Annotated in this window: 16 protein-coding genes and 1 pseudogene; 12 read left to right on the top strand and 5 right to left on the bottom strand. The window is 71.0% G+C overall.

Going from position 1 to position 18,138, the window contains the following annotated elements:
* The first annotated feature begins 163 nt into the window (after window positions 1-163).
* From ABZ822_RS06655 to ABZ822_RS06645, 3 genes are read left to right on the top strand one after another with little or no spacing between them, the layout of a single operon-like run.
* Entirely contained in the window at window positions 164-2,113 is a 1,950-nt protein-coding gene (locus tag ABZ822_RS06655; protein WP_360847856.1) for an APC family permease, read from the top strand.
* Between the two features lie 59 nt (window positions 2,114-2,172).
* The gene (locus ABZ822_RS06650; protein ID WP_360847853.1) at window positions 2,173-3,306 is read left to right on the top strand and encodes an ATP-binding cassette domain-containing protein; all 1,134 of its coding nucleotides are present in this window, start codon (window positions 2,173-2,175) and stop codon (window positions 3,304-3,306) included.
* Window positions 3,303-4,157 (top strand): ABC transporter permease, encoded by an 855-nt coding sequence (locus ABZ822_RS06645; protein ID WP_360847850.1) that lies wholly within the window; start codon window positions 3,303-3,305, stop codon window positions 4,155-4,157. The genes ABZ822_RS06650 and ABZ822_RS06645 overlap by 4 nt, the downstream gene beginning before the upstream one ends.
* A gap of 118 nt (window positions 4,158-4,275) precedes the next feature.
* On the opposite strand, the gene ABZ822_RS06640 is transcribed toward ABZ822_RS06645, so the two are convergent.
* Window positions 4,276-4,980, bottom strand: a complete 705-nt coding sequence (locus tag ABZ822_RS06640; RefSeq protein ID WP_360847847.1) for a DUF305 domain-containing protein — start codon at window positions 4,978-4,980, stop codon at window positions 4,276-4,278.
* A gap of 213 nt (window positions 4,981-5,193) precedes the next feature.
* Window positions 5,194-5,736, bottom strand: coding sequence for a hypothetical protein (locus tag ABZ822_RS06635; protein ID WP_360847844.1), 543 nt, complete (start codon window positions 5,734-5,736; stop codon window positions 5,194-5,196).
* A 129-nt stretch (window positions 5,737-5,865) separates the two neighbouring features.
* Here ABZ822_RS06635 and ABZ822_RS06630 point away from each other — a divergent pair, with 129 nt between their 5' ends.
* From ABZ822_RS06630 to ABZ822_RS06595, 8 genes are all read left to right on the top strand, one after another.
* Window positions 5,866-6,546, top strand: a complete 681-nt coding sequence (locus ABZ822_RS06630; RefSeq protein WP_360847841.1) for a beta-glucanase — start codon at window positions 5,866-5,868, stop codon at window positions 6,544-6,546.
* Between the two features lie 123 nt (window positions 6,547-6,669).
* Entirely contained in the window at window positions 6,670-8,964 is a 2,295-nt protein-coding gene (locus ABZ822_RS06625; protein WP_360847838.1) for an MMPL family transporter, read from the top strand.
* A 105-nt stretch (window positions 8,965-9,069) separates the two neighbouring features.
* Entirely contained in the window at window positions 9,070-9,567 is a 498-nt protein-coding gene (locus ABZ822_RS06620) for an anthrone oxygenase family protein (protein WP_360847835.1), read from the top strand.
* 315 nt (window positions 9,568-9,882) lie between these two features.
* Window positions 9,883-10,425: a DM13 domain-containing protein gene (locus ABZ822_RS06615; protein WP_360847832.1), complete on the top strand. Its 543-nt coding sequence runs from the start codon at window positions 9,883-9,885 to the stop codon at window positions 10,423-10,425.
* Window positions 10,426-10,569: 144 nt separating this feature from the next.
* On the top strand, window positions 10,570-11,349 hold the full coding sequence (locus ABZ822_RS06610; protein ID WP_360847829.1) for a response regulator transcription factor: 780 nt from the start codon (window positions 10,570-10,572) through the stop codon (window positions 11,347-11,349).
* On the top strand, window positions 11,346-12,938 hold the full coding sequence (locus ABZ822_RS06605; protein ID WP_360847826.1) for a HAMP domain-containing sensor histidine kinase: 1,593 nt from the start codon (window positions 11,346-11,348) through the stop codon (window positions 12,936-12,938). The genes ABZ822_RS06610 and ABZ822_RS06605 overlap by 4 nt, the downstream gene beginning before the upstream one ends.
* Before the next feature lie 47 nt (window positions 12,939-12,985).
* Window positions 12,986-13,591, top strand: a complete 606-nt coding sequence (locus ABZ822_RS06600) for a hypothetical protein (RefSeq protein WP_360847823.1) — start codon at window positions 12,986-12,988, stop codon at window positions 13,589-13,591.
* Window positions 13,591-13,854, top strand: coding sequence for a hypothetical protein (locus ABZ822_RS06595; RefSeq protein ID WP_360847820.1), 264 nt, complete (start codon window positions 13,591-13,593; stop codon window positions 13,852-13,854). Before ABZ822_RS06600 ends, ABZ822_RS06595 begins: the two co-directional genes overlap by 1 nt.
* A gap of 315 nt (window positions 13,855-14,169) precedes the next feature.
* Here the strand turns inward: ABZ822_RS06595 and ABZ822_RS06590 are convergent, their stop codons facing one another.
* From ABZ822_RS06590 to ABZ822_RS06580, 3 genes and pseudogenes are all read right to left on the bottom strand, one after another.
* On the bottom strand, window positions 14,170-14,712 hold the full coding sequence (locus ABZ822_RS06590) for an NUDIX domain-containing protein (RefSeq protein WP_360847817.1): 543 nt from the start codon (window positions 14,710-14,712) through the stop codon (window positions 14,170-14,172).
* Between the two features lie 7 nt (window positions 14,713-14,719).
* A pseudogene (locus ABZ822_RS06585) lies at window positions 14,720-15,845 on the bottom strand (adenosylhomocysteinase).
* Between the two features lie 389 nt (window positions 15,846-16,234).
* Window positions 16,235-16,585 (bottom strand): hypothetical protein, encoded by a 351-nt coding sequence (locus ABZ822_RS06580; protein WP_360847814.1) that lies wholly within the window; start codon window positions 16,583-16,585, stop codon window positions 16,235-16,237.
* Window positions 16,586-16,774: 189 nt separating this feature from the next.
* Here ABZ822_RS06580 and ABZ822_RS06575 point away from each other — a divergent pair, with 189 nt between their 5' ends.
* Entirely contained in the window at window positions 16,775-18,112 is a 1,338-nt protein-coding gene (locus tag ABZ822_RS06575) for a transcriptional regulator (RefSeq protein ID WP_360848813.1), read from the top strand.
* The last annotated feature ends 26 nt before the right edge of the window (window positions 18,113-18,138 follow it).

Below are 18,138 nucleotides of genomic sequence, written 5' to 3'. Positions count from 1 at the left end.
TTGCGGCCTCAAATGGCCTGCCCGGCAAGCCGGTTGACCGCCGCCCCTCGAGGCCGTAGCCGACCCCGGTCTGCGAACCCCCCCGTCAGCTCCCCTTCCGCCTCGGCCATTCGGCCCACAGGGCGGGCCCGGGACGGCCCACCCCGTCCGTAATCTCCTGGCTGTGAACGCCCTTCGCAAAAGGGTCCTTCTGGGCCGGCCGCTGCCCACGACGCGGATGGGCGAGACCCTGCTGCCCAAGCGGCTGGCGCTGCCCATCTTCTGCAGCGACCCGCTCTCCTCCGTGGCGTACGCGACGGAGGAGATCCTGCTGATCCTCGCGCTCGGCGGGCTCTCCCTGCTCCACTTCGCCTGGTACGTCGCCGTCGCCATCGTGGCCCTGCTGGTCGTCGTGGTCGCCTCCTACCGGCAGACGTGCCACGCCTATCCGAACGGCGGCGGCGCGTACATCGTCAGCTCGGAGAACCTCGGGCAGGGCGCCGCGCTGACCGCCGCCAGCGCGCTGCTCGTGGACTACGTCCTCACCGTCTCCGTCTCCGTGGTGGCCGGGGTCGCCGCGATCACCTCGGCCGTGCCCGAGGTGTCCCACCACGCGGTGAGCCTGTCCATCGCTTTCGTGGCGCTGCTGACCCTGGTGAATCTGCGCGGCATCCGCGAGTCGGGCCGCGCGTTCGCCTTCCCCACCTACGGGTTCGTGGCCGGCATCGGCCTGATGTTCGCGTTCGCCGCGGTGCGCCTGGCCACGGGCGAGACCGTCCGCGCCGAGTCCGCCGATCTGCCCGTCCACGCCACCGGCACGTTCGCGGGGCTCGGGGTGCTGCTGCTCGCGATGCGCGCCTTCGCCTCCGGCTGCACGGCGCTGACGGGGGTGGAGGCGATCAGCAACGGGGTGCCCGCGTTCGCCAGGCCCAAGAGCCGTAACGCCGCCACCACGCTCGCGATCATGGGCCTGCTGTCGGTGACCATGTTCGCCGGGATCACCGCCCTGGCCCTCACCTACGACGTGCACGTCGCCACTGATCCCACGCAGTTCGGTCTGCCGCCCGGGGCCGACCAGCCCACCGCGCTCGCGCAGATCGCCCGCGCCTCCTTCGGCGGCGCCGAGGTGTTCTTCTACTACGTGCAGGCGGCCACCGCCGCCATCCTGATCCTCGCCGCCAACACGGCCTTCAACGGCTTCCCGATGCTGGCCTCGATCCTCGCCCAGGACCGCTATCTGCCGCGGCAGTTGCACCACCGCGGCGACCGCCTGGTGTTCTCCAACGGCATCATCCTGCTGGCCCTCGCCGCCGTCGGCCTGATCGTCGCCTTCGACGCCAGCGTCACCGCGATCATCCAGCTCTACATCGTCGGCGTCTTCGTCTCGTTCACGCTCTCCCAGACCGGCATGGTCCGGCACTGGCAGAAGGAGCTGGCCACCACCACCGACCGGGCCGCCCGCCGCCGTATCCGCCGCTCCCAGACCATCAACGCGGTCGGGGCCACCTTCACGGGCATCGTGCTGGTGATCGTCGTGATCACCAAGTTCACCCACGGCGCCTATCTGGTGGTCATCGCGATGCCGCTGCTCTTCCTCGCGATGAAGGGCGTGCGGCGGCACTACGACAACGTGGCCGAGGAGTTGAGCGTGCCGCCGGACGCGGGGCCCGAATCGCCCGCCCGCAACCACGCGATCGTCCTCGTCTCCCGCATCCACGCCCCGACGCTGCGGGCGGTGGGCTACGCCCTGTCCATCCACGCCCAGAGTGTGCAGGCCGTCACCGTCGGCGTCGACCGGGAGGAGGCCGAGGAGTTGCGCCAGGAGTGGGAGGCGCACGACATGGGCGTACCGCTGGTCGTCCTGGACTCCCCGTACCGCGAGATCTCCCGCCCCGTCCTCGCGTACGTGCGCGGGATCCGCAGGGAGAGCCCGCGCGACGTGGTCACCGTCTTCATCCCGGAGTACGTGCTGGGGCACTGGTGGGAGCAGTTCCTGCACAACCAGAGCGCCCTGCGGCTGAAGGCCCGGCTGCTGTTCATGCCGGGCGTCATGGTCACCGACGTGCCCTACCTCCTGGGCTCCGCGCGCAGGCAGCGCGAGAAACGCAGAGAGTCGTCCCGCCCCGACCGATGACTTTTGGGTCCGGCTCCGGTCTTCTGTGTTCAACGGAGGAGTGGAAGGACGGAACGACCATGAGCAAGCGCACGTCCGGGCTCGCGATCGAGACCGCGGGACTGGTGAAGACCTTCGGCGAGACACGCGCCGTCGACGGAATCGACCTCGCGGTGCCCGCCGGCACCGTGTACGGGGTGCTGGGCCCCAACGGCGCGGGCAAGACGACCGCCGTCAAGGTGCTGGCCACCCTGCTGAGACCGGACGCGGGCGAGGCCCGTGTGTTCGGCCACTGCGTACGGCGCGAAGCCGACGCCGTCCGCGGCCGGGTGAGCCTGACCGGGCAGTACGCCTCGGTCGACGAGGACCTGACCGGCACGGAGAACCTCGTCCTGCTGGCCCGTCTGCTGGGGCACCGCAAACCCGCTGCCCGCGAGCGCGCCGCGCACCTCCTGGACGCCTTCGGGCTGACGGAGGCCGCCGGCCGCCAGGTCAAGAACTACTCGGGCGGCATGCGGCGGCGGATCGACATCGCCGCCTCCATCCTCAACACCCCCGACCTCCTCTTCCTGGACGAGCCGACGACGGGGCTCGACCCGCGCAGCCGCAACCAGGTCTGGGACGTCGTACGGGCCGTGGTCGCGCAGGGCACCACCGTCCTGCTGACCACCCAGTACCTGGACGAGGCCGACCAGTTGGCCTCACGGATCGCCGTCATCGACCACGGCAAGGTCATCGCCGAGGGCACCAAGGGCGAGCTGAAGGCGTCGGTCGGCGCGGGCTCGGTGCACGTCCGCCTGCGGGACGCGGCGCAGCGGCCCGATGCCGAGCGGGTGCTCGCGGAGCACCTCGGCGCGCAGGTGCAGCTCGAGTCCGATCCGGTCGCGCTGACGGCCCGGGTCGGCGCGATGGGCACGGCAGGCGCGGCAGCTGCGGTGGGCGCCGGTGGGAACGGCGCGGCTGCGAACGGCGCGAGCGGTGCCGTGACCGCTCCGGCAGCGGAGGGCGCGGGAGGGCTGGGAGCGGCGGAACAGGCCGCGCGCGCCCTCTCCGAACTGGCCCGGGCCGGCATCACCGTCGACAACTTCTCGCTGGGACAGCCCAGTCTGGACGAGGTCTTCCTCGCCCTCACCGACCGCCCGGCCTCGCCCGGGACGGACGCCGGCTCCTCCGCCGGCCCGGCGGCCGCCGCCAAGGAAGGGGCAGCAGCATGAGCACCGCGACGACGACGGACCCCCGGACCGAGGACCTCGCCCCCGTCACCGCCGAGAGCCTGGCGGCCGTCCTGGTGGCGACGGAGCGGCCGCCGCGGCCGAGCGCCTGGTCGACGTCCGTCACCTTCGGCTGGCGGGCGATGCTGAAGATCAAGCACGTCCCCGAGCAGCTCTTCGACGTCACCGCCTTCCCGATCATGATGGTGCTGATGTACACGTACCTCTTCGGAGGCGCGCTCGCCGGATCGACGACGGAATACCTGCAGTTCCTGCTGCCGGGCATCCTGGTCATGAGCGTCGTGATGATCACGATGTACACGGGTGTCTCGGTCAACACCGATATCGAGAAAGGCGTGTTCGACCGCTTCCGCACCCTGCCGATCTGGCGCCCCTCGGCGATGGTCGGCTACCTGCTGGGCGACATGCTCCGCTACACCATCGCCTCCGCGGTCATGCTGACCGTCGGCCTGATCCTCGGTTTCCGGCCGGACGGCGGCGTCGTCGGCGTGCTGGCCGGGGTGGCGCTGCTCGTGGTCTTCTCGTTCGCGTTCTCGTGGATCTGGACGATGTTCGGGCTGATGCTGCGCACGGAGAAGTCCGTGATGGGCGTCAGCATGATGGTGATCTTCCCGCTGACGTTCCTCAGCAACATCTTCGTCGAGCCCAGGACCATGCCGGGCTGGCTGCAGGCGTTCGTGAACAACAGCCCGATCACCCATCTCTCGTCCGCCGTAAGGGGGTTGATGGCGGGTGACTGGCCGGCGGCCGACGTCGCCTGGTCGCTGGGGTGGGGCGTGGTCTGCGTCGCGGTCTTCGGCACGATCACCATGCGCCTCTACAACCGGAAGTAACCCGGCCCCGCTGCGGCGGAGCCCGTCCCCCGTGGGCTGCGGAAGCTCACGGGGGACGAGGTGTGCTCGGGCGGCGGTCCGGCGACGGCGACGCGAGCCACCAGCGCCGGACGGCCGGTCAGCTCCCGTCGAGGAAGCGCTTCAGCCGGACGACCTCGGCCGACTGGCCCGTGACGACCGCGGCGGCCAGGGACTTGGCCTTCGCGTGGCGGCCGCTGCGCTGCTCGTCCCGGGCCATCGCGACCGCGCCTTCGTGGTGACGGATCATCAGGCGCGCGAACTCTCGGTCGAAGGCGCGGCCTTCGGCCTTCTCCAGCCGGGCCATCTCGTCCGCGGACATCATGCCGGAGGCCCCGGAGCCGTCCCCGTGCCGCATGGCTCCGTGCTCCGACTCCGCGCTGTCTCCGCGGCCGTTGTTCCCGTGGCCGCTGTCTCCGTGTTCGCTGCCCCCGGCGGCGGGTGACGCGGGCTTGCCCCACGCCTTCAGCCACGACCGCAGCGTCGCGATCTCGGGGCCCTGGGCGTCCTCGATCTGCCCCGCGAGCTTCCCGATCTCCGGTGCGGAGGCCCGTCGTTCGGCCAGCCGCGCCATGTCCAGCGCCTGCTGGTGGTGGGGGATCATCTGCCGCGCGAAGGCGACGTCGGCGTCGTTGAAGGCGCCGGCCGTGGTGGTGGCGGACGGGCCGTCGCCGCGGCGGGCGCCGTGCGACGCGTCGTCCCCGGCGCCGCCGCAGGCGGCGAGCAGGAGCGTCGCGGCGGCAGCGCCCGCGAGGGCGAGACGGCGGCGCAGGGCGCGGCGGGGTGTGCGAAGGAATCCGTACATGGTGGTGCACCTCGTGGTGTCGTCCGGTCTGCGGATGAAGAGCGCGTCGGGGACGCGGACGCGGGTACGGCAGGCAGATGCGACGGCGCGGCCGGGCAGGCCGGAGCCGGGTGCGGGCGGCCGGCGCGCAAGGCCGGCCGGTGCCTGAGCACGGCGTACGGGCAGTGCTGACGCGCCTCATGCCGCGTACGGGCGTCCGCGGAGCCGGACGGCCTACAGCCGCAGAACGGACAGTTCCGCGAGGCGGGGTGCGCGCGGGGGCGGCGCGCGGGGCGTGGGCGCGATGCCCGCGGCGGCGGCCGGCATCCCCGTACGCCAGGGGCGCCGGCGGGCGAGCAGCACGCGGGCGAGGCCCGCGATCAGTAGAGACCCGAGGACGGCCACGCACACCATGGACGGGTCCATGCCGTGACCGAGGGGGCCGTTCGCCTCCGGGATTCCCGGTTCCTCCGGCGTCTTCATGAGCGTCGCCGGCCCGGCGTGGTGCGCCACGGGCCCGGAGTCCCGGGCGGACGGCCCGTGCGCCGAGCCGTCGTGGACGCGGTGGCCGTACGGCCGGCCGCTCCCGTGCGCGTCCGTCGACCGGTGTCCGGTGACGGACGCGGCGCTGTGCGAGGACGGGGTGTCCTCGTTCCCGCCGGACCGCTCGTCCGGATGGCCGAGGGTGTGCATGGTGAAGACGGAGAAGGCGAGCACGACGACCAGCAGCAGGTGTCCCAGGACACCTGATCGCCTCGCCGCAGCGCGTACCCGCACCGGTCCGCCTCCTTCGCCGGTTCGGGTGAACATACCACCCAGGGGTATTGCTCCTGTTCGTCGGCCGCACCCCGCCGCGGGGCCGCGCGGCGCGCGCCGGACCTCCCGCCGCCCGCCTAGGGTCGCGCCATGCACCGCGATCACGGCCGGTCGCACGGCCTCCGGACCGTTCTCACCGCCGACTTCGCCTCGAAGGAACAGTGGGTCGCCGGCCGTTCCTGGGCCTATCCGGACGGCGGCCCGACCAACGCCGGGGACAACAAGCTCGACCACCTCGTCCCCGACCCCTCCTACGCGCGCGACGGCGTCTTCCGCGCCACGCGCCGCCCCGAGGGGACCTGGAGCACCGGCCTGCTGACGACGGAGGGCAGCGCCGAGGAGTTCACCGTCCGGACCGGCGACGTGCTCGAGGCGGATGTGCGGCTGCCGGTCGAGCAGGGCGCGTGGCCCGCCATCTGGACCTGGAGGGACGGCGGGAACGAGGTCGACGTCTTCGAGTACCACCCCGACAACCCCGACGTGCTGGAGCTGTCGAACCACGTGCGCGGCGGCGGCCACTACCACGTCGATCCGTCGATCCGGCCCGGCGCCCGGGTCGCGCTGCGGGTCGCCTTCGGAGCCGACTCGGTCGTCTGGTGGGTGGGCGGCGCGCGGGTGTTTGCGGACGGTACGGGCGTGGGGCGCGGCTGGAGCGCGTACCTGATCGTGAATCTCTCCGTCTGCGCGGGCGAGCACCACCCCGCGCCGGACCCCTCCACCGACGCCATGGCGTACGAGGTGTCCCGCCTCCGCGTGCTGAGGCCCTGCTGAGCCCCGGCCCGCCCGGCGATCCTCGGGTCCCCGGCGAACGGGGTGGGCCCTGTGTCGCGCCGCACCCGGGGTTCATAACTGACTTATCGTCACACAACGGATGATCGAGCCCGGGGAGCAGCCATGCCGTCGCGCAGAGACAGCAGCGCCACCGCGGCGCCGGACAAGCCCCGCCGAGGGCTGCTCAGGCCGCTCGGCGAGTGGTGCGCACGCCACCACTACGTCGTCATCGTCCTGTGGCTCGTCGCGCTGGGCGGCGTGCACGCGGCGAACAGCACCTGGGGCGGCACGTACGCCGACAACTTCACCCTGCCCGGGACCCAGTCCCAGAAGGGCGTCGACGTCCTGGACGAGCACGCGCCCCAACTGGGCGGGCAGAGTTCCACGATCGTCCTGCACGACTCCGCGAAGCCGCTCACCGACGACCGCAGCCAGGTCGACGAGGTGGTCGGCAACCTCTCCAAGCTCCCGCACGTCATCGCCGTGCAGAACCCGCTGCCGTCCTCCACCCAGCCCCCGCCGCCCCAGCCCAGCCCCTCCGCCGACGGCCCCAAGCCCTCCTCGCCGCTCTCCAAGGACGGCAGGATCGGGTACATCACCGTGCGCTGGGACACCAACCCGCAGGCTCTGGGGACCTCGTACCTCGACCAGGTCGACGACGCGGTCGAGCCGCTGCGGAAGGCGGATGTCGACGTCGAGTACGGGGGCAGCCTCGGCGAACTCGCCCGGCCCAAAGCCAATGACCTGCTGAGCGAGGCCATCGGGTTCGGGGTCGCGATCGTGGTGCTGCTCATCGGGTTCGGCAGCGTCATCGCCGCCGGGGTGCCGCTGCTCACCGCCCTGCTCAGCGTCGTCGTCGGCGTCAGCTGCCTCGGTCTGGTCGCCGCGGCGTGGACCTTCGCGTCCGTCTCGCCGACGCTCGCCACGATGATCGGGATCGGCGTCGGCATCGACTACGCGCTGTTCCTGCTGACCCGCCACCGCCAGCAGGTCATGGACGGCGCCGATCCGGTGGTGAGCGCCGGCCGGGCGGTGGCCACGAGCGGTCACGCCATCGTCGTCTCCGGCTGCACGGTGATCGTCGCGCTCGCGGGGTTGGCCGTCTCCGGTGTCAGCTTCATCAGCAAGCTGGGCGTGGCCGCCGCGATCACGGTGGTCACCGCCGTCATCGGGGCACTCACGCTCGTACCGGCGCTCCTCGGGCTGATCGGCGGTCACATCGACCGCCTCCGGGTACGCAAGCCCGTCGCCGAGTCCGGTGCCCCGGCCGCGGAGGGCGGCAGCGCGGCACCGGCGGTCGACGAGGCCCAGGGCACCTGGCACCGCTACGCGCAGCGCGTCGAGCGCCGCCCCTGGTGGTTCCTGGGCGGCGGACTCCTCGTGCTGGCCGTCCTCACCGTCCCGCTGTTCTCCATCCAGCTCGGGCACATCGACGACGGGGCCGACCCGACCAGCTACACCGACCGGCGCGCCTACGACCTGATCACGGACGGCTTCGGTGTCGGCACCAACGGCCCGGTGACCGTAGTCGTCGACCAGTCCGGGGTCCCGAACGCGGACCGCGCCGCCCTCGCCGACAGCGTCCAGAAGAACCTCACCGGCGTCCCCGGCAGCGCGAGCTTCTCCCCGCTCCAGACACCCGGCGACGGCGACGTGCTGCTCAGCACCGTGATCCCCGCCCAGCGCCCGCAGGACGCCGCGACGACCGACCTCATCAACCACCTCGCCGACGACGTGCTGCCGAAGGCGGTCTCGGGCACCGACGCCACGGGCTACGTCACCGGCACCACCGCCGCGCAGGTCGACTTCCGCAACATCATCGCGGAGCGGCTGCCGCTCATCATCGCCGTCGTCGTCGGCCTGGCCTTCATCATCATCCTGATCGTCTTCCGCGGACTCCTGGTCGCCCTCAAGGCCGCCGTGCTCAACCTGCTGTCGATCGGCGCCTCGTACGGCGTCGTGGTGGCGGTCTTCCAGTGGGGCTGGGGCGGGCCGGAGCTGGGCGTCAACGGCACGGTGCCGATCGAGAGTTATGTGCCCATGATGATGTTCGCGATCATCTTCGGCCTGAGCATGGACTACGAGGTGTTCCTCCTCTCCCGGGTCCACGAGGCGTGGGAGCGGACCGGGGACAGCCGCGGCAGCGTCGCCCACGCCCTGGAGATCACCGCGCGCGTCATCACGTGCGCTGCGCTGATCATGGTCAGCGTCTTCGCGGCGTTCATCATCAGCACCAACATCGTGGTGAAGATGCTCGGTCTTGGCCTGGCGGTCAGCGTGCTCGTCGACGCGACGATCGTCCGCCTGCTGCTCGTACCCGCCGTCATGACGCTGCTGGGGAAGAGCGCGTGGTGGATGCCGCACTGGCTGGACCGGATCCTGCCGCGGGTGCAGGCGGAGGGCGACGACAGCGGCTGACCGGCGCCGTCCACGCGGCCGACAGCTTCACCGAACGGCAGGGGCCGTTCGGCATCGGCCCGGCCAGGCCACGACGAGCCGCCCGGACGGCGCTTGGAGGTAGCGATGCTGGAGCTTGCCCGGAACGCCGCGCTGATCGCGGCCACGGTCTCCACGGGCCTGATGGCCGGGCTCTTCTACGCCTTCGCCGTCTCCGTGATGCCCGGCCTCGGCAGGACGGGCGACGGGGTCTTCGTCGATGCGATGCAGAGGATCAACGCCGCGATCCTCAACGGCTGGTTCGCCCTCGCCTTCGGCGGCGCCCTGGTGCTGACCGCGCTCGCCGTGGCCCTCCACATCCCAGGGGACGGGCGGGAGCCCTTGCCGTGGACCGTCGCCGCGCTCGTGCTGTACGGGGCGGTGCTCGTCATCACCTTCGCCGTCAACGTGCCGCTCAACAACGAGCTGGAGGCGGCCGGGGACGCCGGGCGCACGACCGACGCGGCGGCGGTCCGCGCGCGCTTCGAGACGAGCTGGGTCCGCTGGAATGTCGTCCGGGCCGTGCTCAACACCGGGGCCCTGGGCGCGCTGGCCTGGGCCCTGGTGCTCCGCGGACGGGCGTGATCGGGGGCGCCCTACCCGTACGGGAAGGCCTGGGCGCGCGTACGGGGGACGGGCGCGGGTACGGGGGACGGGCGCGGGTACGGGGGACGGGCGCGGGTGACCGCACGGCCTCCCGCGCCCGCATCCACAGCTGCGGCCAGACCGTCTCCACCGGCTCCTGTGTCGTACGAGTGCAGGGCCTCACACGGTGTCACAGTCATGGACGACCGTAAGAAGTTCGTCATCGGTTCCCCGGCACCCTCCGTGCGCGGCGTACGTCGTGACGGGTGACGAGGACGAAAGGGCCCCGGCGCCCGGAGAGACTGGAGAGGCCTCATGCATCGCCTGCTGCGCCTGCTGCGTAACCCCGTGGTCATCGGAGTCCTGATCGTCGGGGCGGCCGCGGTGGGGTTCGGGCTGTACTGGTTCCAGCCCTGGAAGATCTGGACGAACGAGACCGTTCAGGAGGATCTGCCGACGCAGGTCGCGCCCCGGCCGGGCGAGGAGTCGCCCGGCCCGCAGCGTGTGAAGACCCTGGCCACCGGCGAGCTGATCAGCCATGAGCACCCGACCAGCGGCACCGTGAAGATCCTGGAGGGCGCCGACGGGGAGCGGTTCCTGCGGCTGGAGAACCTCGACACCAGCGACGGTCCCGCCCTGCACGTCTGGCTCTCCGACGCCCCGGTGAAGAAGGGCTCCGACGGATGGCACGTCTTCGACGACGGCGCCCATGAGGATCTGGGGGATCTCAAGGGCAACAAGGGCGACCAGAACTACCGCATCCCGCCCGGCACCGACCTCGACGCGTACACCTCGGTGTCCATCTGGTGCGACCGCTTCGACGTCTCGTTCGGAGCGGCCGAACTCGAGAAGAGCTGACCGGGCGGACGCGCGCTGAGCCGACGGGGCGGACGCGCGCTGAGCCGACCGGCCGCCGCGACCCGTACCCGGCTCCTCCCTGCCGCGGGCACAGCCCTCTGGTGCACCATGGTGCGCCCGGAAGGCACGGCGAGGGAGGCCCGTATGGCCGGGAGCGAGGTCCAGGGGCGCGTCCTGGTGGTCGACGACGACGCGGCGATCCGCCGGTCACTGGAGCGCGGGCTGCGGCTGCGCGGCTTCTCCGTGGCCCTGGCCGACGGCGGCCGTACGGCGCTCGGCAGCGTACGCGAGCGGTCCCCCGATGTGATCGTGCTCGACATCTCGATGCCGGGCCTCAGCGGGATCGAGGTGTGCCGTGCGCTGCGCGAGGACGGGAACGACGTGCCGGTGCTGATGCTCTCCGCGCTGGACGAGACCGGGGACCGGATCGCGGGTCTCCAGGCGGGCGGCGACGACTACCTGGTCAAACCGTTCGCACTCCAGGAACTGGTGCTGCGGCTGCAGGCCCTGCTGCGCCGCCGTCCGCCCCGTACCACCGACGAGGTACGGGTCGGCGGCCTGGCGCTGGACCCGGCGGCCCGGCGGGCGCGGCTGGACGGGGCGGAACTGACGCTCACCCGGCGCGAGTTCGAGCTGCTGGAGGTGCTGGCGCGCAACGCGGGCATCGTGCTCACCCGCGACCAGCTCCTCGACCGCGTCTGGGGCTACGACTTCGAGGTGCGCACCGACGCCGTCGACACCTTCGTCAGCTATCTGCGGCGCAAGCTCGAGGGCGGGGGACGGCCCCGCATCATCCACACGGTGCGGGGCGTCGGCTTCGTCCTGCGCGACGACGGGGATCCGGTCGGGCGCGGGGACGCCGGAGTTCCGGGCGGGCCGGCGGGGCAGCCCGGGGACGGCGTCGGTCCGGGGGAGGAGCGGTGAAGCTCTCCACGCGGATCGCCCTCGCCGTGGGCGTCGCCGTACCCCTGCTGGTGCTGGGGGCCGGCTGGCTGCTGCTCCGGCTCGTCGCGGAGGACCTGCACGGTCAGCAGGACGCCCATCTGCGCGAGCGGGCGGCGGCCGTCGGCCAGGACGCCCGGCGGCTGCTCCGGGCCACGGCCAACGACCGGCCGCCCGCGGCGCTGCAGTCCCGTGAGCGCCGCCTCTACACCTCCGCGCTCGACGTCGGCATCCGGCTCGTCGGACCCGAGGGCGAAGCGTCCGGCGGGCCGCAGCCCGATCCGTCCGTTGCCCTCCCCGCGGCCGCCCCCGCGCCCGTCACGCTGCGGGCGGGCGACGCGAGCTGGCGGGTCATGTCGGTCGAGGTGACGGGCGCGCGGAAGAGCATCGCGGGCACGCTGTGGCTGTTCTCCCCCGACACCGCGAGCGAGGCTCAACTCGGGCTCGTCCGCCGGCGCGTGGTCACCGTGGCCCTGCTCGCCGCCCCTCTGTCGGGGCTCCTGGCCTGGGCCGTCGCCTCTCGTGCCGCGCGGCCGCTGCGGCTGCTCCAGCGGCGCACCAGCGGCCTGGACCCCCGCTCGTCCGCGACCCGGCCGGTGCACGCCCCCTCGGGGGTGGGCGAGGTGGACGACCTGGCGGAGACGCTGCGGACCGTCCTGGCCCGGTACGACGAGCAGGCGGCCCGTACGGAGGAGGCGCTGGCCACCGCCCGCTCGTTCTCGGCGGCGGCGTCGCACGAACTGCGCACCCCGCTGATGAGCATGCAGACCAATCTGGAGATCCTCGCCGACCACCCGGGTCTGGAGGCGGCGGAGCGGGACGAGGTGCTGGCCGACCTCCGGCGCGAACACGCCCGGCTGCTCGGCCTGTTGGTGATGCTGCGCGAACTGGGCCGCGGTGATCTGGTCGAGGCCGAGGCGTTCGGCCCGCTCGACCTGGCGGAGGTCCTCGACGCGTCGGCCGGTGACCTTCGCCGCCGCCACCCGGGGGCGCGGATCGGCGTGGACGCGGTGCCCGGAGTGGTGGTGCACGGCTGGGAGCCCGGGCTGCGCAGCGTCGTGGACAACCTCCTCACCAACGCCCTGGTGCACGGCCGCCGGGACGGCCGCCCGGCCGAGGTCGAGGCCGTCCTGCGTACGGAGATCGAGCAGGCGGACGCCTCAACACCGCGCGCCGCGACGCCCGGCGGGCGGATCGCGGTCCTGACCGTGGACGACCACGGCCCCGGCATCCCGCCGCAGACGCGCGGTGCGGTCTTCGAGCGGTTCCGGCGGCGTCCCGACAGCCCCGGCTCCGGGCTCGGGCTGACCCTGGTCGCCCAGCAGATCGCCCTGCACCGGGGGTTGATACGCGTGCTGGACCCGCCGTCGGGACCGGGCACCCGTATCGAGGTGCGCCTGCCGCTGCGCGACGGACCGTCGGCGGTCGAGGCGACGTTGCCGCTGCGGCGGGACTGGATGATCGGTACGGCGGCCCTGCTGCAGCCCGGGCGGCCCGCTGAGCAGCCTGCCGCTCGGCCGGCCGAGATGCCTGCCGCTCGGCCACAAGGTTTCCACAAAGACGGTTCCTAGCGTTCGGTGCGTTGGACGACCGAACCCACCGGACCGGAGGGACCACCATGCCCACGACGCCGAACACCCCGGACAGGCCCGGCACTTCGCACACGCCGCACGACGGGGACCCGTACGACGGGAACCCGGGCGGCGGCACGCCGCGGAGCGGCCGGAGGAAGAAGGCCCTTGCGGTCGCCGTCACCGCTGTCACCGCGACCGGGGTGCTGATCGCCGGGGCCGGGATCGCCGAGGCGGGCTCCGGCGGCGGCTCCGGCGGCGGTGACCACGGCAAGCGGGCGCACCGGTCCGCGCCCAAGGGCGACGGTGCCAAGCGGCTGTGCAAGCGCGCCCCGAAGATCGACAAGCGCATCGACCGGGCCCTGGACCGGCTGCGCGCGGGCGAGACCAGGCGCGGTTCGATCGCCCGGCTGGAGAAGCGGGTCGCCAACGCCGAGAAGGCCGGGCACAGCGAGATCGAGACCTTCCTCAACCACAAGCTGACCTTCCGCCGTTCCCTCGTCACGACCCTCGAACAGCGCCAGAAGGACCTGAAGGAGGTCCGGAAGTGGTGCGCCGCGAACAACAACGGGAAGAGCGGGAACAAGGGCGAGGCGCAGGGGAACGAGGCCAACGGGACCGAGACCAACGAAACCGAAGGGGGCGCCAGTTGATGTCCCGCTCGACGAACCGCCCGCTCCGCAGGGCCGCTCTTGCCCTGCCCGCCCTGACCGCCGCGGTGCTCCTCGCGGGCTGCGGCGGGGGCGAGCGGTCCGGGTCCGGGGCGGAGGACGCCCCGTCCTCGCCCGCGAGCAGTGCCACCGCTCCGGCCGGTGACGACGGCGATGCCGCGGACCTGTCGCGGATGCAGAAGCTCGTCGACGACGCCGAATCGGCGGTAGGGAAGGCGGATTCGGACGCGGCGACGGACGACTGAAGCCGCGTCGTACGGCCGGCACGGCGGCGTACGACCGTGACGCCTCCGGACGACCGCGAGACCGACTTCAGCTGACCCAGACGGCCGCGGGGCCGGACGGATAGTCCTGTCCGGCCCCGTCGACCGGGCACTTTGTCCAACGTATCCCGGCCGAGGGCCGCCGTCCCCGCTGCTGGGCGACAACGTCGCCGCCCGGCTGCCCTGGTTCCGATCCATGTCCGAGCCGGAACACGCCCTTCTGGCCTTCACCGCCGCCGACGATCCGCTCGACGAGCTGTGGGGAGCCTCCCGTCAGGAGGCGTCAGCATTGCTGGGCTACCGGATTGCGGCGAGGACCCTCTTCCGCAGTGTCTCGTCCGTGACGGTGTTCGCGCTCCGCCACTCTGCCCCGCTTACCTCCTCTTCCTGCAACGTCACGTCCACGGGGCCGGTCGTGCGGAACAGATACCGCACGTCCGCGTGCTGGTGGGCAGGCTCGCCCTTGGCATGGTTCGCGGGGATGTCGTGCATGTCGATGTGCACCGGGCTGGACGCCAGGGGCGCGATATCCGCCCGGATGCCGGTTTCTTCTGTGAGTTCGCGGAGCGCGGCCCCCATCAGGTTCACGTCATCGGCTTCCAGATGCCCGCCAGGCGTGAGGTATTTCCCGAGCGCGTTGTGTCGGATGAACAGGACATCGCCGCTGTCGTTGATCAGCACGGCCCCGGCAGTGATGTGCAACGGGAACGTCTTACGGCTGGTGAGGTCTTCGCCCCGATCCAGCCGTTCCAGCACGACGGCCAGTTCGGCCTTCTCCGCGGGGTGCGCGTCGACGTACTCGGTCACGGTCTCGCGGATGTGTTCGGGTGTGATCGGCATGGTTCGGTCACCGTTCGTTGTAGTAGTGGAGCCACGTTGCGGCGATCTTGCTTCGGTCGGCCGCGGATACCTCGTGCATGGTGGCGTCGAGGTCACCATGCGCCAGAGCACGCACGCCCGCGATGATTTCGGCCTGTACCAGGAAGATGAACGGGCCGACGCTCGCGCCGTGCAGGAAGTTGACCGCCTCACCCCCGTTGAGCAGGTAGAAGTAGTGGCCCGTCGTCGCGTAGCGGGTGATGTGGTCCGCCGCGCTGGTCTTGGTGTAGCCAACCGGCAGCCCGGACAACTCCAACTCGTCTTCAGAGCTGGTCACGGTGGCGACGAAAGCTCCATTTTTCAGTTCGGGGAAGTCCTCGCCACGTAGCGAGAGCGCACCCGTGGCGCACAGCACAAGCCCCGCGGACTTCAACGCGGCCTCCCCGGTCGCGGGCAACGCTGAAGCCTTGTGACAGGGCCTGTGCGCGTCGAACGGGGTCGATGTCGTACACCGTGACGTGCACACCCTTGGCATGGAGCAGACGCGCAATCGAGCTGCCGAGCTTGCCGAAGCCGAGCACCAGCGCAGGACGGCCGTGCAAAATGTCGCCCCGCCCGCGCAACAGCGCTTCCGTCGAGAAGACGACGGACTGACCGACGAGGAAGTCTTCCGGCTCTTTGAGCGGCGAACGTGCGACGGAGACCACGGGGCACGGCAGCTTGTCCCGCTCGGCGTACCGCTTGTGGCCGTTCTCCGTGTCCTCGATCACTCCGAGCACACTGCCGCTGAAGCGCTCGCACAGCGCGTCCAGCGAGGACGCGAAGTAGCCACCCACGTCCAGCAGCACAACCGGCTCGCTGGCCGCCTTGGTCTCCAGGTAGGTCAAGGCGGTGTCATGGTCGGCGAACCGCTCGCGGGACAGCTCGTCCACGGCGAAATCTCGCTCTGTCTCGCGCTTCGCGGCGGTGTTGATCGACTTCGGCTTGGGGAGCACGCCTCGCAGATTCGAGACCGTTCCGACCGCCCGCACAAACGCAGGACGCTCGGGTAACAGATGCGTCACCAGCAGCGAAGACGGCACCGCAAGAGGAGTGAACTCCCGTGCGATACGCGAAAAGTATGCGTCCAACCGTGCACGTTCTCGGGTCTCCATCGGACCCCTCCTTTGTGTTCGGCGTCGAACCGATCGGCCGCCACACCGTCACGAGACAGCCGACAGGGGGAGACGTCTCTGGGGCGACGCTCACGATGCGCTCCAGGGCGGACTCGGGCCGTGGAACCACTCCCCGCCAGGGCCGGTTAGGCAGGGGAAGCGTCGGTTGATCAGGCGGGGAGCGGGTCTCAGCGGTTCGGAAGCGCAGTCAGCGCACCAACTACGTAGCCGCACGAACAAGACACGGTCACGAGAAGGAGCGGCCCCGCGAAACGACCTGCGAAGTCCACCAAGGCCCTCATGCTGCTACTCCTGTGATCACGATTGCGGGCTGCTCGTAGAGTCCATGCACGTGCGGCCCTGTGGGCTGGCGTAGTCGATGACGCTCATCACGCACTCCCTTGGTACCGGAGCAGAATGCGTGCGCAGCCGGCCAGCAGCGTCAGCTTCGCGGCCAGGCTGCCGGTTTCGGTGTCGGCCAGGACGGAGCGGGCGTGCTCAACGGAAACCGCTGCGATCTCCCGCGCCTTGTCACTTGCCTTTGCCGTCCGAGTCCACCGCTCCGCGGGGCCCAGCAGAAGGCCGAGGTGCCCGATCAGCAGGGTGATCAACTCCGCATCCTGCGGCACGGGTTCCGCACCTGGCCCTGTCAACCGGGCCGCCCGGTCCATGGCGCTATCAATCGCCAATTGCACCGAGGGCATGTGCACCTTCTCGTCGTGGGGCTGAGTCATCGTCATCAGAACCTCGGAAGTCGCTGGTCGGATACTCACGGTCTGTGGCGGACCGCGCGTTGTGTTCCGAGTCCAAGATCCCGCCTCGACCGGACGCGCGGGAGTGTGTGTCGACTCCGAGGAGTAGTGACCGCTTCACACATTGTGTGAATGCTCTATGGCTACGCTTGCTCCCGTCAGCGATTCGGGGGCTACATGGAGCCAAATACCCTGCTGGACGCCCTTCTCGATGAGACGGGGATGTCCCGCGTCGGCTTAGCCGCGCGTGTAAACGCAGCCGGGAAGTGCCGAGGTAAGGAGACGCGCTACGACCACGCCTCAGTCATCCGATGGCTACGAGGCCAGCGGCCACGCGGCATCGCCCCCGACCTGATCTGCGACGTCCTCAGCGAACGGTTGCAGCGTCCTATCACGCTCGAAGACATCGGTATGGGCAAGCCGCACATGTCGGAGACGTCTGGCAGCGCCTTGAGCAGCTTCATCGAGCGATCCACGGCACTTTGGCGCGGAGACCAGCAGCAGCGGCCCGACGTCATGGAAGCCTCCGCCATCACAGGTCTCCCTGCCGTAGCACCCGTGTGGGAATGGGAGAACCCACCGGACGACGTTGACGTTTCCAGGGTGGGCACACCGCGCGTCGGAGTGGGAGACGTTGATGTGCTCCGGTCAGCCCGGACTCACTACGAGCAGATGTACCGCAGGGTTGGCGGAGTAGCGACCCGATCCCGAATCGTCGGCTTCCTCAACCAGGAGACCTCACAGCTTCTTCGTGGGGCATACTCCGATGCCACCGGGCGGGAACTGCATCGCGCCGTTGGGGGTCTCGTCGCCATCGCCGGAATTTGCAGCTACGACAGCAACGCACACGGTCTCGCACAGCGGTACTTCCACCAAGCACTACGTCTCGCGAAGGCCAGCGGCGACCGCGCGTTCGGCGGCTACGTCGTCGCTCTCCTGGTCAATCAGTCGGTGTTCCTCAAGGCGTACCGACAGGCAGTGGCGTTCGCCGAAGCTGGGCTCCGTACCGCAGGACCACACATCTCCCACGCCCTTGCCACTGACCTCTACGCGATGCAGGCCAAGGCGTTTGCCCGGATGGGCGACCAGGCGAGTGCTCACCGGTGCATGCTGCTCGCCGAAACCACCGCCGGCCAGATCCGCAGGGACGACGAACCAGCCGAGACCGGCTACGTACAGCCTGGGCTGGTCGAAGCACAACTCGCCGAAACCCTCATGAGCCTTGGCGACTTGACCCCTGCGCAGGAGTACGCCCTCGAAGCGGTACGTACTCAGACGCACTCCCGAGGCCGAGTCCACCGGCTCGCCACACTCACCAATGCCCAGCTACGCGGTGGGGAGGCAGACCACGCCGCCGCCACAGCCATCCAGATGGCCGAGCAAGCGCACGGCATGGAATCCCAGCGGCTCAGGGATCGACTCATCTCCACCCAACGCGCCCTGGCCTCACACGGCAGCACAGCGACACGAGGCGCGGCAGAACTCATCGGCGAGGCCCTCCGCGTCCCGCTGTAGTCCGCGCCGTGTTGGGATACTCGAAG

The organism is Streptomyces sp. NPDC047108 (assembly GCF_040643575.1).
GTDB lineage: Bacteria > Actinomycetota > Actinomycetes > Streptomycetales > Streptomycetaceae > Streptomyces.
The sequence above is the reverse complement of the archived record's forward strand: the minus strand, read 5'-3'. Positions and strand labels throughout refer to the sequence as shown.

Coding starts and splice junctions, on each gene's coding strand:
- ABZ822_RS06650 (WP_360847853.1), top strand. CDS start 2,173: ATGAGCAAGCGCACGTCCGGGCTCGCGATCGAGACCGCGGGACTGGTG.
- ABZ822_RS06645 (WP_360847850.1), top strand. CDS start 3,303: ATGAGCACCGCGACGACGACGGACCCCCGGACCGAGGACCTCGCCCCC.
- ABZ822_RS06640 (WP_360847847.1), bottom strand. CDS start 4,980: ATGTACGGATTCCTTCGCACACCCCGCCGCGCCCTGCGCCGCCGTCTC.
- ABZ822_RS06630 (WP_360847841.1), top strand. CDS start 5,866: ATGCACCGCGATCACGGCCGGTCGCACGGCCTCCGGACCGTTCTCACC.
- ABZ822_RS06625 (WP_360847838.1), top strand. CDS start 6,670: ATGCCGTCGCGCAGAGACAGCAGCGCCACCGCGGCGCCGGACAAGCCC.
- ABZ822_RS06620 (WP_360847835.1), top strand. CDS start 9,070: ATGCTGGAGCTTGCCCGGAACGCCGCGCTGATCGCGGCCACGGTCTCC.
- ABZ822_RS06615 (WP_360847832.1), top strand. CDS start 9,883: ATGCATCGCCTGCTGCGCCTGCTGCGTAACCCCGTGGTCATCGGAGTC.
- ABZ822_RS06610 (WP_360847829.1), top strand. CDS start 10,570: ATGGCCGGGAGCGAGGTCCAGGGGCGCGTCCTGGTGGTCGACGACGAC.
- ABZ822_RS06600 (WP_360847823.1), top strand. CDS start 12,986: ATGCCCACGACGCCGAACACCCCGGACAGGCCCGGCACTTCGCACACG.
- ABZ822_RS06595 (WP_360847820.1), top strand. CDS start 13,591: ATGTCCCGCTCGACGAACCGCCCGCTCCGCAGGGCCGCTCTTGCCCTG.
- ABZ822_RS06590 (WP_360847817.1), bottom strand. CDS start 14,712: ATGCCGATCACACCCGAACACATCCGCGAGACCGTGACCGAGTACGTC.
- ABZ822_RS06580 (WP_360847814.1), bottom strand. CDS start 16,585: ATGACGATGACTCAGCCCCACGACGAGAAGGTGCACATGCCCTCGGTG.
- ABZ822_RS06575 (WP_360848813.1), top strand. CDS start 16,775: ATGGAGCCAAATACCCTGCTGGACGCCCTTCTCGATGAGACGGGGATG.